Origin of the sequence: Streptomyces sp. SID486, assembly GCF_009865385.1 — a bacterium.
Classification (GTDB): Bacteria; Actinomycetota; Actinomycetes; order Streptomycetales; family Streptomycetaceae; genus Streptomyces.
Window position 1 is genome coordinate 22,509 of the sequence record NZ_WWJT01000188.1, and the last position, 11,710, is coordinate 34,218.

Consider the following 11,710-nt stretch of genomic DNA (forward strand, 5'->3'; position numbering starts at 1 on the left):
TGTTCAGGTCCTGCCGCGGTGCCGGCCGCACGGTACGGCACGGCACGGCACCGCGGCCGGTCTCACCCCTCCGGATACCGGCGCGGCGTCCAGACGATCTCCTCGCCGTCCCCCCGCCGTACCACCCGCGTCTGCGAGGAGCCGACCAGCAGGATCGTGCGCATGTCGACCTCGGCCGGATCCAGCTCGCCCAGCGCCACGATCCGCACGCTCTCCGCCGCACCGCCCACGTCCCGGGCGACCACCACCGGAGTCTGCGGCGCCCGGTACTCCAGCAGCAGTTCCATGGCCTTGCCCACCTGCCAGGTGCGGCTGCGCGAACCGGGGTTGTACAGGGCGAGCACCAGATCCGCCGAGGCCGCCGCGCGCAGCCGTTCGGCGATCACCTCCCACGGCTTGAGCCGGTCGGACAGGGAGAGGGTGGCGTAGTCGTGGCCGAGGGGAGCGCCGGCCCGCGCGGCGGCCGCGTTGGCGGCGGTCACCCCCGGCAGCACCCGCACCGGCACGTCCGCGTACTCCGGCTGGGAGGCGGCCTCCAGGACGGCGGTGGCCATGGCGAAGACACCGGGGTCACCGCCCGACACGACCGCCACCCGCCGCCCCCGCAGGGCCAGTTGCAGCGCGAACTCGGCGCGCTCGGCCTCGACCCGGTTGTCCGAGCCGTGCCGGACCTGCCCCGGCCGCTCCGGCACCCGGTCGAGGTAGGTGGTGTAGCCGACCAGGTCGTCGGCGGCGGCCAGCGCGCCCCGGGTCTCGGGCGTCAGCCACAGCGGACCGGCCGGGCCCGTACCGACCACGACCACGTCGCCGCGCTCGCGCACGGCCGGTTCGGCGTCCACCTGACTGGGCAGGACGGCCACCGCGAAGTAGGGCACGGAGTCCGGGTCCACGTCGGCCAGTTCGGCGACCCGCTCCCCGCCCATGGTGGCCCGCTCCACGTACCGCGCCTCGGCCAGGCGCCCCGCACCCTCCAGCGCGCGGCGCACCTTGGGGAACGTACGGCCCAGCTTCATCACCACCGCCGCGTCCGTCGCGGCGAGCCGCGCGGTCAGCTCCTCCTCCGGCAGGGTCCCCGGCAGGATGGTCAGCACCTCCTCGCCCTCGGCGAGCGGTGCGCCCAGGCGGGCCGCGGCGGCCGACACGGAGGTGACACCCGGGACGACCTCGGTGTCGTAGCGGCCGGCGAGCCGCTTGTGCATGTGCATGTAGGAGCCGTAGAAGAGCGGATCGCCCTCGGCGAGCACGGCGACGGTCCGGCCGGCGTCCAGGTGGGCCGCCAGCCGGGCCGCCGCCTCGGCGTAGAACTCCTCCATGGCGCCCCGGTAGCCACCGGGGTGGTCGGTGGTCTCCGTCGTGACGGGGTAGACCAGGGGTTCCTCGATGTGGTCGGCACGCAGGTGCTTCGCCGCGATCGACCGGGCGATCGACCGGCCGTGCCGGGCACTGTGGTAGGCGATCACGTCCGCCCCGGCGATGACCTCGACCGCCCGCACGGTCATCAAAGAGGGGTCGCCCGGCCCGAGGCCCACCCCGTACAGCTTGCCGCTCACTCTTCCTCGCTCGCGATCGCGTTGAGCGCGGCGGCCGCGATGGCACTGCCACCGCGCCGGCCCCGCACCACCAGATGGTCCAGCCCCGACGGATGCGCGGCCAGGGCGTCCTTGGACTCGGCCGCGCCGATGAAGCCGACCGGCACACCGATGACGGCGGCGGGCCGCGGAGCGCCCTCCTCGATCATCTCCAGCAGCCGGAACAGGGCCGTGGGCGCGTTGCCGACGGCGACCACCGCGCCCTCCAGCCGGTCGCGCCACAGCTCCAGCGCGGCGGCGCTGCGCGTGGTGCCCAGCTCCGCGGCCAGTCGCGGCACGGCCGGGTCGGACAGCGTGCAGAGCACCTCGTTGCCGGCGGGCAGCCGCTTGCGGGTCACACCGCTGGCCACCATCTGCACGTCACACAGGATCGGTGCCCCGGCGCGCAGGGCCGCACGGGCCCGGGCGACGACCGCCGGCGTGTACGACAGGTCCCGGACGAGGTCGACCATGCCGCAGGCGTGGATCATGCGCACCGCGACCTGGCTGACATCGGCGGGCAGACCGTCGAGGTCCGCTTCCGCGCGGATCGTGGCGAAGGACTGGCGGTATATCTCCGCTCCGTCCTTCTCGTAGACGTGGGGGGTCATGATGTTCTTCTCGTCGCTCTCGGTCGTCCTGCGGCTCATGAGGTGATCGCCGCCAGGGCGGCGGGTATCCCGGAGGGGTCTGCTGCGAAGGCGGTGCGCGGTCTCCGCCCGGCCGGCGCGGCGGTCAGGTGGTATCCGCCACCCGGCGCCGCGACCACGTCGACATGGCCGGACCGCGGGTGCCCGCACCGCCGTTCGCACCCGGACCAGTACAGGGGGACGCCCGGATCGCCGGCGGCGTCGAGCGTGCGGGCCGCGTCCCCGCGGACGTCGGCGTGCGATCTGGCGCAGCCGGGCCGGCCGATGCAGGCGCCGACGTGGAGCCAGGGTGACCCGGGGTCGGTGACCAGGCCGGCCGCGCCGAGACGGGCGAGCGCGCCGGCCCGCTCCGCGGCCGTGCCGGCCGTGGGCAGGACCACCCCCCGCCAGGGGGTCAGCCGCAGCTCGCCGGCGGCGACGTGCGTCAGCTCGTCCCACTGGTGGGCCGAGAGCCGTCCCAGCGGGATGTGCACGGACACGGCGTCGCCGACGATCCCCGGGGGCGGCCCGTCCGCGCAGCCGGCCGGCTCGGGGTGGTCCTCGTGGCCGATGCCCTCGGCGCGCAGCCGGTCACGGACCAGGCGGCCCAGCTCGCTCCCGGACAGGCCCAGATCGGACATCCGCCAGGCTCGCCGTCCACCGGACCGGGCCGCCTCCAGGAACGCCCCGGCAGCCGCCGACGCCGCCCGGGGCGCGTCCTCGGCACTCACCCGCACCGAGCCGGGAGCCAGCCACGCGCCCCCGTCCGGGACCGCCCGGACCAGGACGTCGGCGCCGAGGCCGGACATGTCCCCGCGCCCGTCGTCCAGAGCGAACAGGAACCGGCCGGAGAGACCCACCGCGTCCCGGCTCGCGCACAGGGCGGCGTCCAGGGCCGTCAGCCAGGGCCGTACGTCCCGCAGGCCGTCGGCGTCGAGACCGGACAGGGGGGAGGCGACGATGTTGCGCACCCGCTCGTGCTCCCGCGAAGGCAGCAGGCCGGCCGCGTCCAGCAGCTCAGCGAGCTCGGCACCGCAGCCCTCCGGCAGCCCGCGCAGCTGCACGTTGCCACGGGAGGTCAGATGCAGGTCACCGTCGCCCAGCCGCCGGGCCGCGACCGCGAGCGCCCGTGCCTGGCCGGTGGACAGCACACCCCCGGGGAGCCGGACACGGGCCAGCGCCCCGTCGTCCGCCGCGTGCAGGCGCAGGGCTCCCGGGCAGGCGTCACCGCGGCCCCGTGCGGCCGGTGTGGCCTGGGGTGACGGAGGAGGAACGGCCGCTGACATGGCGGTGAGCATACCTATGATCACTGCGACTGTATGTCCCGCACATCCACCGGGGCCCCCTACTATGCTCCGGAGTGGATCACCCGGTCCACGAACCGCCACGACGGCGAAAAGGGGAGGAAGCCGGTGCGATTCCGGCGCGGTCCCGCCACTGTCAACCCGTTCCCGAGGGACGGGTGAGCCAGGAACTCCCTTTCCCCACAACCGGCTTGCGCCGAGGGGGAGAACCATCCCACACCGCCCGGGGCGCGGACCCCGAGGAAGGCCAGGCATCGTATGCCCACTCCGCCCGGGGAGCGTGCTCCGCACGCCCGCGAGATCCTGCTCCTGTCGACCTCCGACACCGACCTGCTCAGCGCCCGCGCGGCCGGCGGCCCGGTCTCCTACCGGTTCGCCAACCCCTCCCGGCTCCCCCTGGACGACCTGCCGGCCCTCCTCGACGGCGTCGGCCTGGTGGTCGTCCGCCTCCTCGGCGGCATCCGCGCCTGGCAGGACGGCCTCGACCTGCTGCTCGCCGACGGCCGTCCGGTGGTCGTCCTCACCGGTGAGCAGGCGCCCGACGCCCAGCTGATGGCCGCCTCCACCGTCCCGGTCGGCCTCGCCGCCGAGGCCCACGCCTACCTCGCCCACGGCGGCCCCGCCAACCTGGAACACCTCGCCCGGTTCCTCTCGGACACCGTCCTGCTCACCGGCCACGGCTTCGACGCGCCCGCGCCCGCCCCCACCTGGGGCCCGCTGGAGCGCGCGGCCCGGCCCGCCGACGGCCCCACCGTCGCCGTGCTCTACTACCGCGCCCACCACATGAGCGGCAACACCGCCTTCGTGCACGCCCTGTGCGACGCCGTGGAGGACGCGGGCGCCCGGCCGCTGCCCCTGTACGTCGCCTCCCTGCGCGCCCCCGAGCCGGAGCTGATCGACACCCTGCGCACCGCGGACGTGATCGTCACCACAGTGCTGGCCGCGGGCGGCACCAGGCCCGCCGAGGCGTCGGCGGGCGGCGACGACGAGTCCTGGGACGCCGGCGCGCTCACCGCCCTCGACGTGCCCATCCTCCAGGCCCTGTGCCTGACCGGCTCCCGCACGGCCTGGGAGGAGAACGACGAGGGCGTCTCCCCGCTCGACGCGGCCAGCCAGATCGCCGTCCCCGAGTTCGACGGCCGCCTGATCACCGTCCCGTTCTCCTTCAAGGAGATCGACGCCGACGGCCTGCCCGCCTACGTCGCCGACCCCGAGCGCGCCGCCCGCGTCGCCGGGATCGCCGTACGGCACGCACGGCTGCGCCACATACCGGCCGCCGACAAACGCCTCGCCCTGGTGCTGTCCGCCTACCCCACCAAGCACTCCCGCATCGGCAACGCGGTCGGCCTGGACACCCCCGCCAGCGCCGTCGCCCTGCTGCGCCGACTGCGCGAGGAGGGCTACGACTTCGGGGACGCCGACATCCCCGGCCTGGTCTCCGGCGACGGCGACGAGCTGATCCGCGCGCTCATCGAGGCGGGCGGCCACGACCAGGACTGGCTCACCGAGGAACAGCTGGCCCGCAACCCGGTCCGCATCCCGGCCGCCGACTACCGCCGCTGGTTCGCCACCCTCCCCGAGGAGCTGCGCACCGCGGTGGAGGAGCACTGGGGCCCGGCACCGGGCGAGATGTTCGTCGACCGCAGCCGCGACGAGGAGGGCGACATCGTCCTCGCGGCCCTGCGCTTCGGCAACCTGCTCGTCCTCATCCAGCCCCCGCGCGGCTTCGGCGAGAACCCCATCGCCATCTACCACGACCCCGACCTGCCGCCCTCCCACCACTACCTGGCCGCCTACCGCTGGATCGGCTCCCCGGTCTCCGACGGCGGCTTCGGCGCCGACGCGATGATCCACCTCGGCAAGCACGGCAACCTGGAGTGGCTGCCCGGCAAGAACGCCGGCCTGTCCGCCGCCTGCGGCCCCGACGCCGCCCTCGGCGACCTCCCGCTGATCTACCCCTTCCTGGTCAACGACCCCGGCGAGGGCACCCAGGCCAAGCGCCGCGTCCACGCCACCCTCGTGGACCACCTCGTCCCGCCCATGGCCCGCGCCGACTCCTACGGCGACATCGCGCGCCTGGAGCAACTCCTGGACGAGTACGCCCAGATCTCCTCCATGGACCCGGCGAAGCTCCCCGCCATCCGCGCCCAGATCTGGACCCTCATCCAGGCCGCCCGCCTCGACCACGACCTCGGCCTGGACGACCGCCCGGACGACGACGGCTTCGACGACTTCCTGCTGCACGTCGACGGCTGGCTGTGCGAGGTCAAGGACGCCCAGATCCGCGACGGCCTGCACGTCCTCGGCAACCCGCCCGCCGGCGCCGACCGCGTCAACCTCGTCCTCGCCATCCTGCGCGCCCGCCAGATCTGGGGCGGCGCCCAGGCCCTGCCCGGCCTGCGCGAGGCCCTCGGCCTGGACGAGTCCGCCGCGACCCGCACCACCGCCGACGAGGCGGAGGAGCGCGCCCGCGCCCTGGTGCAGGCGATGGAGGACGCGGACTGGGACCCGGCCGCCGTGCCCACCGAGCACGGTGAACAGGTCGCCGCCATCCTGGAGTTCGCCGCCCGCGAGGTCGTCCCCCGGCTCGCCGCCACCACCGCCGAGATCGACCACGCGGTCCACGCGCTGGCCGGCGGCTTCGTCCCGGCGGGACCGTCGGGATCACCCCTGCGCGGCCTGGTCAACGTGCTGCCGACCGGCCGCAACTTCTACTCCGTCGACCCCAAGGCCGTCCCCTCCCGGCTCGCCTGGGAGACCGGCCAGGCCCTCGCCGACTCCCTCCTGGAGCGTTACCGCGCCGACAACGGCGACTGGCCCACCTCCGTGGGCCTGTCCCTGTGGGGCACGAGCGCCATGCGCACCGCCGGCGACGACGTCGCCGAGGCCCTCGCCCTGCTCGGCGTCCGCCCGGTCTGGGACGACGCCTCCCGCCGCGTGACCGGCCTGGAGCCCATCCCGTACGAGGAGCTGGGCCGCCCGCGCATCGACGTCACCCTGCGCATCTCCGGCTTCTTCCGCGACGCCTTCCCGCACACCATCGGCCTGCTGGACGACGCCGTGCGGCTGGCGGCCTCGCTGGACGAGCCGGCCGAGACCAACCACGTCCGCACCCACGTCCAGGCGGACCTCGCGGCACACGGTGACGAACGACGGGCCACCACCCGCATCTTCGGCTCCCGCCCCGGCACGTACGGCGCCGGCCTGCTCCAGCTCATCGACTCCCGCGACTGGCGCACCGACGCCGACCTCGCCGAGGTCTACACCGTCTGGGGCGGCTACGCCTACGGCCGGGAACTCGACGGCCGCCCGGCCCGCGAGGAGATGGAGACGGCGTACAAGCGCATCGCGGTCGCGGCGAAGAACACCGACACCCGCGAGCACGACATCGCCGACTCCGACGACTACTTCCAGTACCACGGCGGCATGGTGGCCACCGTCCGGGCCCTGCGCGGCACGGCTCCCGAGGCGTACATCGGCGACTCCACCCGGCCCGAGACGGTCCGCACCCGCACGCTCGTCGAGGAGACCTCGCGTGTCTTCCGCGCGCGCGTCGTCAACCCCAAGTGGATCGAGGCGATGCGCCGCCACGGCTACAAGGGCGCCTTCGAACTCGCCGCCACGGTGGACTACCTGTTCGGCTATGACGCCACGACCGGTGTGATCGCCGACTGGATGTACGACAAGCTGACCGAGACGTACGTCCTGGACCCGGCCAACCGCGAGTTCCTCCAGCAGGCCAACCCCTGGGCGCTGCACGGCATCGCGGAGCGGCTGCTGGAGGCGGAGTCGCGGGGGATGTGGGAGAAGCCGGACCCGGCGGTGCTGGCGGAACTGCGGCAGGTGTACCTGGAGACCGAGGGGAACCTCGAAGGCGACGGCTGACCGCCCCGCTTGTTCGGCGGCCCCGCGCGGCAAGGGCTGGATCCCTCCTGCGCGGGGCACCGCCACGCCCGCGACGACGCCCGCCAAGGCGCGAGACCGGCAGGGTGTTCCCCCGCAGCCCGGGCTGCCGTACCGGTCCGCGAGGAACTCGGTGACGGGATCCGACGCACGCCGGCGTACCTCGCGAGCGGCTCCGGCGCTGGGCAGCAAGGGCACGACAGGCCCGCCGGCTCTTCCGCCGCGTCGGTGTCCATGGCCGCGCGAGGAACCTCGACGCCGTCACTGCCAGTTGAACGACACGGCAGATAAGGACGTCAGCGCACCGCGTCGGGGCTATTCGCCCAGCAGAAGGATCTCCAGGAACTCCTGCGGGGCATCCCTCCAGACGTCATGGCCGCTGTCCAGGGTGTGGACGCGCCAGACCGGGTCGTCGGCCAGCCGGTCGCGGACGGCGGTGAAGGGCGTGCCGTCCCACCCGGACAGGTACACGAAGTCCCGGGTCCTGACGTCACGCAGGCCGCCCGCGTCCAGCCGGATCCGCTGGAGGAAAGAGGCCAGGGGATGTGCGGTGACGCGCGGGTCGCTGCCGGACGGCGGCTGGACCGCGTATCCGTCCGCCGCCGCGCCGTCCAGGAACAGGCTGCGGTAGGCATCGGTGGTCAGGTCCCAACAGGACTGGCCGTCCTCGGGTACGTAGGCGTCGGAGTAGACCAGGCGGCGCACCACGCCGGAAGGGGCACGGTCGGCGGCACCGGTGATCACCATGCCGCCGTAGCTGTGCCCGACGAGAACGGCGTCGGTGACCTCCTCGGTGGCGAGTACGGCGAGCACGTCGTCGATGTGGGTGTCGAGATTGACGTGGGCGGAGGTCAGGTGGGCGCGGTCGCCGACACCGGTGGGGGTGACGGTCAGCGCCCGGTGTCCGGCGGCGCGCAGCCGGTCGGCCAAGCCGGAGAAGTACCAGCCGCCGCGCCAGCCGCCGGGAACCAGAACGAAGGTCGTCATGCAGACGTGAACGATGGCCACATGGCGCTGATTCCTTCACAGGCATGGGTGGTTGGCGCGAGTCCTGCCCGTCCTGACGAAGCTCGACACCACCACTGCCGAAAGACCCGCACGTCGGACACCCGCCCACGACCGGTGCGAGCGTCCTGTACCGACGCCACACCAGCTCCCTGACCAGTCCGCGCCCATGCGCTTGAGATCGAGCCGGTAGTACTTCGCTCTCCTCCAGCACGCCGGCCTCGATGACCTGCTTCCGGCTCCAGGGGAAGACAGGCAGGGCCATGGCGGCCAGTCAGGCCAGGAGGGCGGCGGTCTCCAGCATGGCGCCGGACCGGTCGGTGGGGTGCAGGGCGTACAGCATGACGACGGATAGCTGGTTCGCCGTCACATCTGCTGTTTTCCCAGGCAGCTCCAGGTTCTTCCGCTTGTCATCGCTGCTCGTCACCGGGCCTCCCGGTGTCCGGGGCGCTCTCGTCGAATCCGGGGGTGTCCCTCGGGCTGGCGCGGCGGGATCCTCGTACGCGCAGCCCGCGGTTGTGACTTTGATCTCATGGTGACGGGGAGTGGCCAAGTCGACGATTCGGTAGAGCCACTGACAACGGCATTCACAAGCCACGCACAAGATTCGCACAGTCCTCCCGAAGGGCTGCTCGTTACCCAGAGTAAGGCGCCCTGTCTGTAGAGCCCTTGCCCTGAAAACGATCACCATGCTTATGGTGGCGTCCGCTTCTGGAAGGACCTGACCAGTCCGCTGATTCGGGAGCGTCTGGCGTGTTCGCGGGGGAGCGCCGTTCACCACCTGAGGCCCATGTACGGCCTGACGTTTCCCTCCCGGGGGTGCGCCTGCACAAGTCACCTTCTACAGAGAGGGATACGCGTGTCGCGTAGACCCGAACGGATACGGGGCAAACGCCCCAGATGGATGGCACGGTTGGCGACTCCGGTCGTCCCGCTCGCCTTCCTCGCCCTCCTCGCTCCCGTGGCGGTGCCTGAGGCCCTGGCCGCCGACCGTGCTCCGGACGCCAGCCCGGCCGCCGACTCCTACGACGGGTTCGACGCCAAGGCTGCCGAGCAACTGCGCTTCGACCAGTGTCTGATGGCCGACGGTCTGCGCAGGGGCGGCCCGAATCTGTACGGCCTGGCCGGCACCTCCGCGTCGTTGCCGGCGGACCAGCTGCATCAGAAGGCTGATCGCACCTACGGCACGGGCGCGTACGCACTGGCCTGGCAGAAGGACAGAGACGACACCGACGCCTGGGTGAAGAAGACGCAGGACACCCGTCAGGGCTGGGGCAACGCTGTCATGGGGCTGGAGGACTACCCCGGTTCCCCCGACAACGCGGACTTCTTCGACACGACGGGGCTGCTTCCCTGGCTCTACCAGTCGTACTGGAACAACGTCGACTTGATGTCGCCGTTCTACGACCCGTCGCCGCAGGCGGACGACCAGACGAAGAAGGCCGCCCTCGCCATCGGTGACCCGCAGTACACCAGCGGCGGCACCAGCCAGGAGCAGGAAGCCTGGAAGCTCTGGAAGAAGAACTCCGGCCCCATCGTCCCGAACGAGATCTTCGTGCCGCGGGTCTTCGCCGACGACGCCCGCATCTTCCTCGCCTCCGGTGGCTTCCCCAGAACCGCGCCGGCCCCGGACACCCCGGAGTTCCGCATCGCGGTGGAGGACCTGAAGACCCGGTTCGCGTCATGTTCGTGGCACGACCCGATCGACCCGGACCGGGTGCTCGGCAAGGAGGTGGCGCAGGCGTCCGCCGAATGGCAGCAGGAGATCACCTCCCAGGCCACTCAGCGCAACCAGATCCTCGACGCCAGCAGCACCGCCAACAAGGCACTGCGGGACGGCACGTTCGCGCTGGGCAAGTTGCTGGGACAGTCGTGGATCGCGGACTACTCCACCCGCTGGCTGGACTACTACACCGAAGGCGGCTTCAACTGGATCGGCGACGGTGACCTGGAGATCCAGGTGCCCGGCGCCACCGGCAAGTGTCTGGACGTGGCGGGGGGCGGCAAGACCAACGGCACCCCGGTGCAGGTCTACACCTGTAACGGCGGGGCCGCGCAGAAGTGGCAGCTGTGGGCCACTTACGACGGTGGCCGCACCCTTCGCAACCCGAACTCGGGCAAGTGCCTGGAAGTGCTGAACGGTGCCACCGCCGACGGCACGAAGGTCCAGATCCGTGACTGCGGCAGTGCCAAGGCCCAGCAGTGGAAGTTCGACGTGCGCAGCGCCGGTCCGCTGGTGAACGCGGCGTCCGGCAAGTGCCTGCACCTGCCGACGTTCGACAACAGCAAGGACGCCGTGTCGTCGGCGTGCAACGGCTCCGCGGCGCAGAAGTTCAGGGTCGTCGCCAAGACCCACACCGGCACCGCACCGGCGAAGGCCGACGTGGACAAGGCCAAGGCGGCCGTCGCCGGGGCGCAGACGGAGGCGAAGAAGCAACTTGCCGTGGTCAAGGCGCAGCTGACCATCGCGCAGAAGGCCGCGACCACGTCGGACACGGCGCTGCAGGCCGCCTACGGCATCGCCGATGCGGCGGGTGCCCCGCGTGGCCGGGGTCTGCTGGTGGGTCTGCAGAAGGACCAGGTCACCAAGGGTGCGGCTGCCGCGCTGGCGGCGCTGGAGAAGGCCGGCGAGACGGCGGAGGCCGCCACGCGTGCCGCGGCCGGTGACAGCGCGACGATCGCGCAGCGCGCGATCGCCCAGGCGGCCCAGTCCAAGGCGGAGTTCCGCAAGAAGGCCGCCGAGGCGGCCGAGTTGCAGGCCAAGGCCGCCGCCGACGCCGCCAAGGTGCACCGCGACAACGCCAAGAAGGACAAGGAGACCGCGGAGGCCAAGCTCGCCGTCGCGGTGAAGGCCGAGGCGGACGCGAAGGCGGCCGCCGCCGACGCGCACGCCAAGCGGCTCGCGGCGGAAGCCGAGGAGAAGACGGCCAAGGCGGAGAAGGAGAACGCCGCCGCCAGCCGCGCCGAGGCCGCCGAGCACCGCAAGAACGCCGAAGCGGAGGCGGCCAACGCCAAGGACGCCAAGGACAAGGCCGAAGCAGCCGAGAAGACCGCCGAGAGCAGGCGCGACGACGCGGTCGCGGCCAAGGACCACGCCAAGGAGATGCGCGACGACGCGTGGGACGCCGAACAGAAGGCGGACGCGGCCCGCGCCAAGGCCGACGCGAAGCAGGCATACGCCGACAAGCTGGATGCCGGCGATGCGGCTGACGCGGCCCGTGCCGCGGCGAACGCGGCGGACAAGGCGGCCGACAACGCCGAGGCCGCTGCGGGCAGGGCCCGCACGGAGGCCGACGCCGCC

At 72.9% G+C, this 11,710-nt stretch carries 7 protein-coding genes and 1 riboswitch; of the genes, 2 read left to right on the top strand and 5 right to left on the bottom strand.

Going from position 1 to position 11,710, the window contains the following annotated elements; translation table 11 throughout:
- Positions 1 to 62: 62 nt before the first annotated feature.
- The 3 genes from GT045_RS09010 to GT045_RS09020 are packed head-to-tail and all read right to left on the bottom strand — an operon-like array spanning position 63 to position 3,483.
- Positions 63 to 1,550: a precorrin-2 C(20)-methyltransferase gene (locus GT045_RS09010; RefSeq protein WP_161333845.1), complete on the bottom strand. Its 1,488-nt coding sequence runs from the start codon at positions 1,548 to 1,550 to the stop codon at positions 63 to 65.
- Positions 1,547 to 2,218: a precorrin-8X methylmutase gene (locus tag GT045_RS09015; protein ID WP_202515832.1), complete on the bottom strand. Its 672-nt coding sequence runs from the start codon at positions 2,216 to 2,218 to the stop codon at positions 1,547 to 1,549. The genes GT045_RS09010 and GT045_RS09015 overlap by 4 nt, the downstream gene beginning before the upstream one ends.
- Positions 2,215 to 3,483 carry a cobalamin biosynthesis protein CobG gene (locus GT045_RS09020; protein WP_202527592.1) on the bottom strand — a complete coding sequence of 423 codons (1,269 nt, stop codon included), beginning with the start codon at positions 3,481 to 3,483 and terminating at the stop codon, positions 2,215 to 2,217. Before GT045_RS09020 ends, GT045_RS09015 begins: the two co-directional genes overlap by 4 nt.
- Positions 3,484 to 3,599: 116 nt before the next feature.
- Positions 3,600 to 3,674: riboswitch (cobalamin riboswitch) on the top strand.
- An 85-nt stretch (positions 3,675 to 3,759) separates the two neighbouring features.
- On the opposite strand from GT045_RS09020, the gene cobN reads away from it, so the two are divergent.
- Positions 3,760 to 7,386 (top strand): cobaltochelatase subunit CobN, encoded by a 3,627-nt coding sequence (cobN, locus tag GT045_RS09025; RefSeq protein WP_161333847.1) that lies wholly within the window; start codon positions 3,760 to 3,762, stop codon positions 7,384 to 7,386.
- Positions 7,387 to 7,719: 333 nt separating this feature from the next.
- Here cobN and GT045_RS09030 read toward each other — a convergent pair whose 3' ends face one another.
- Entirely contained in the window at positions 7,720 to 8,391 is a 672-nt protein-coding gene (locus GT045_RS09030) for an alpha/beta hydrolase (protein WP_161333848.1), read from the bottom strand.
- A gap of 292 nt (positions 8,392 to 8,683) precedes the next feature.
- Complete coding sequence (locus GT045_RS38820) at positions 8,684 to 8,836, bottom strand: hypothetical protein (RefSeq protein ID WP_202527594.1); 153 nt, start codon at positions 8,834 to 8,836, stop codon at positions 8,684 to 8,686.
- Between the two features lie 477 nt (positions 8,837 to 9,313).
- Between GT045_RS38820 and GT045_RS09040 the strand changes: the two genes are divergently transcribed.
- Positions 9,314 to 11,710, top strand: a 2,397-nt coding sequence (locus GT045_RS09040; protein ID WP_202527596.1) for an RICIN domain-containing protein, incomplete at its 3' end; no start/stop codon positions are given.

Coding starts and splice junctions, on each gene's coding strand:
- GT045_RS09020 (WP_202527592.1), bottom strand. CDS start 3,483: ATGTCAGCGGCCGTTCCTCCTCCGTCACCCCAGGCCACACCGGCCGCA.
- cobN (WP_161333847.1), top strand. CDS start 3,760: ATGCCCACTCCGCCCGGGGAGCGTGCTCCGCACGCCCGCGAGATCCTG.
- GT045_RS09015 (WP_202515832.1), bottom strand. CDS start 2,218: ATGAGCCGCAGGACGACCGAGAGCGACGAGAAGAACATCATGACCCCC.
- GT045_RS09030 (WP_161333848.1), bottom strand. CDS start 8,391: ATGACGACCTTCGTTCTGGTTCCCGGCGGCTGGCGCGGCGGCTGGTAC.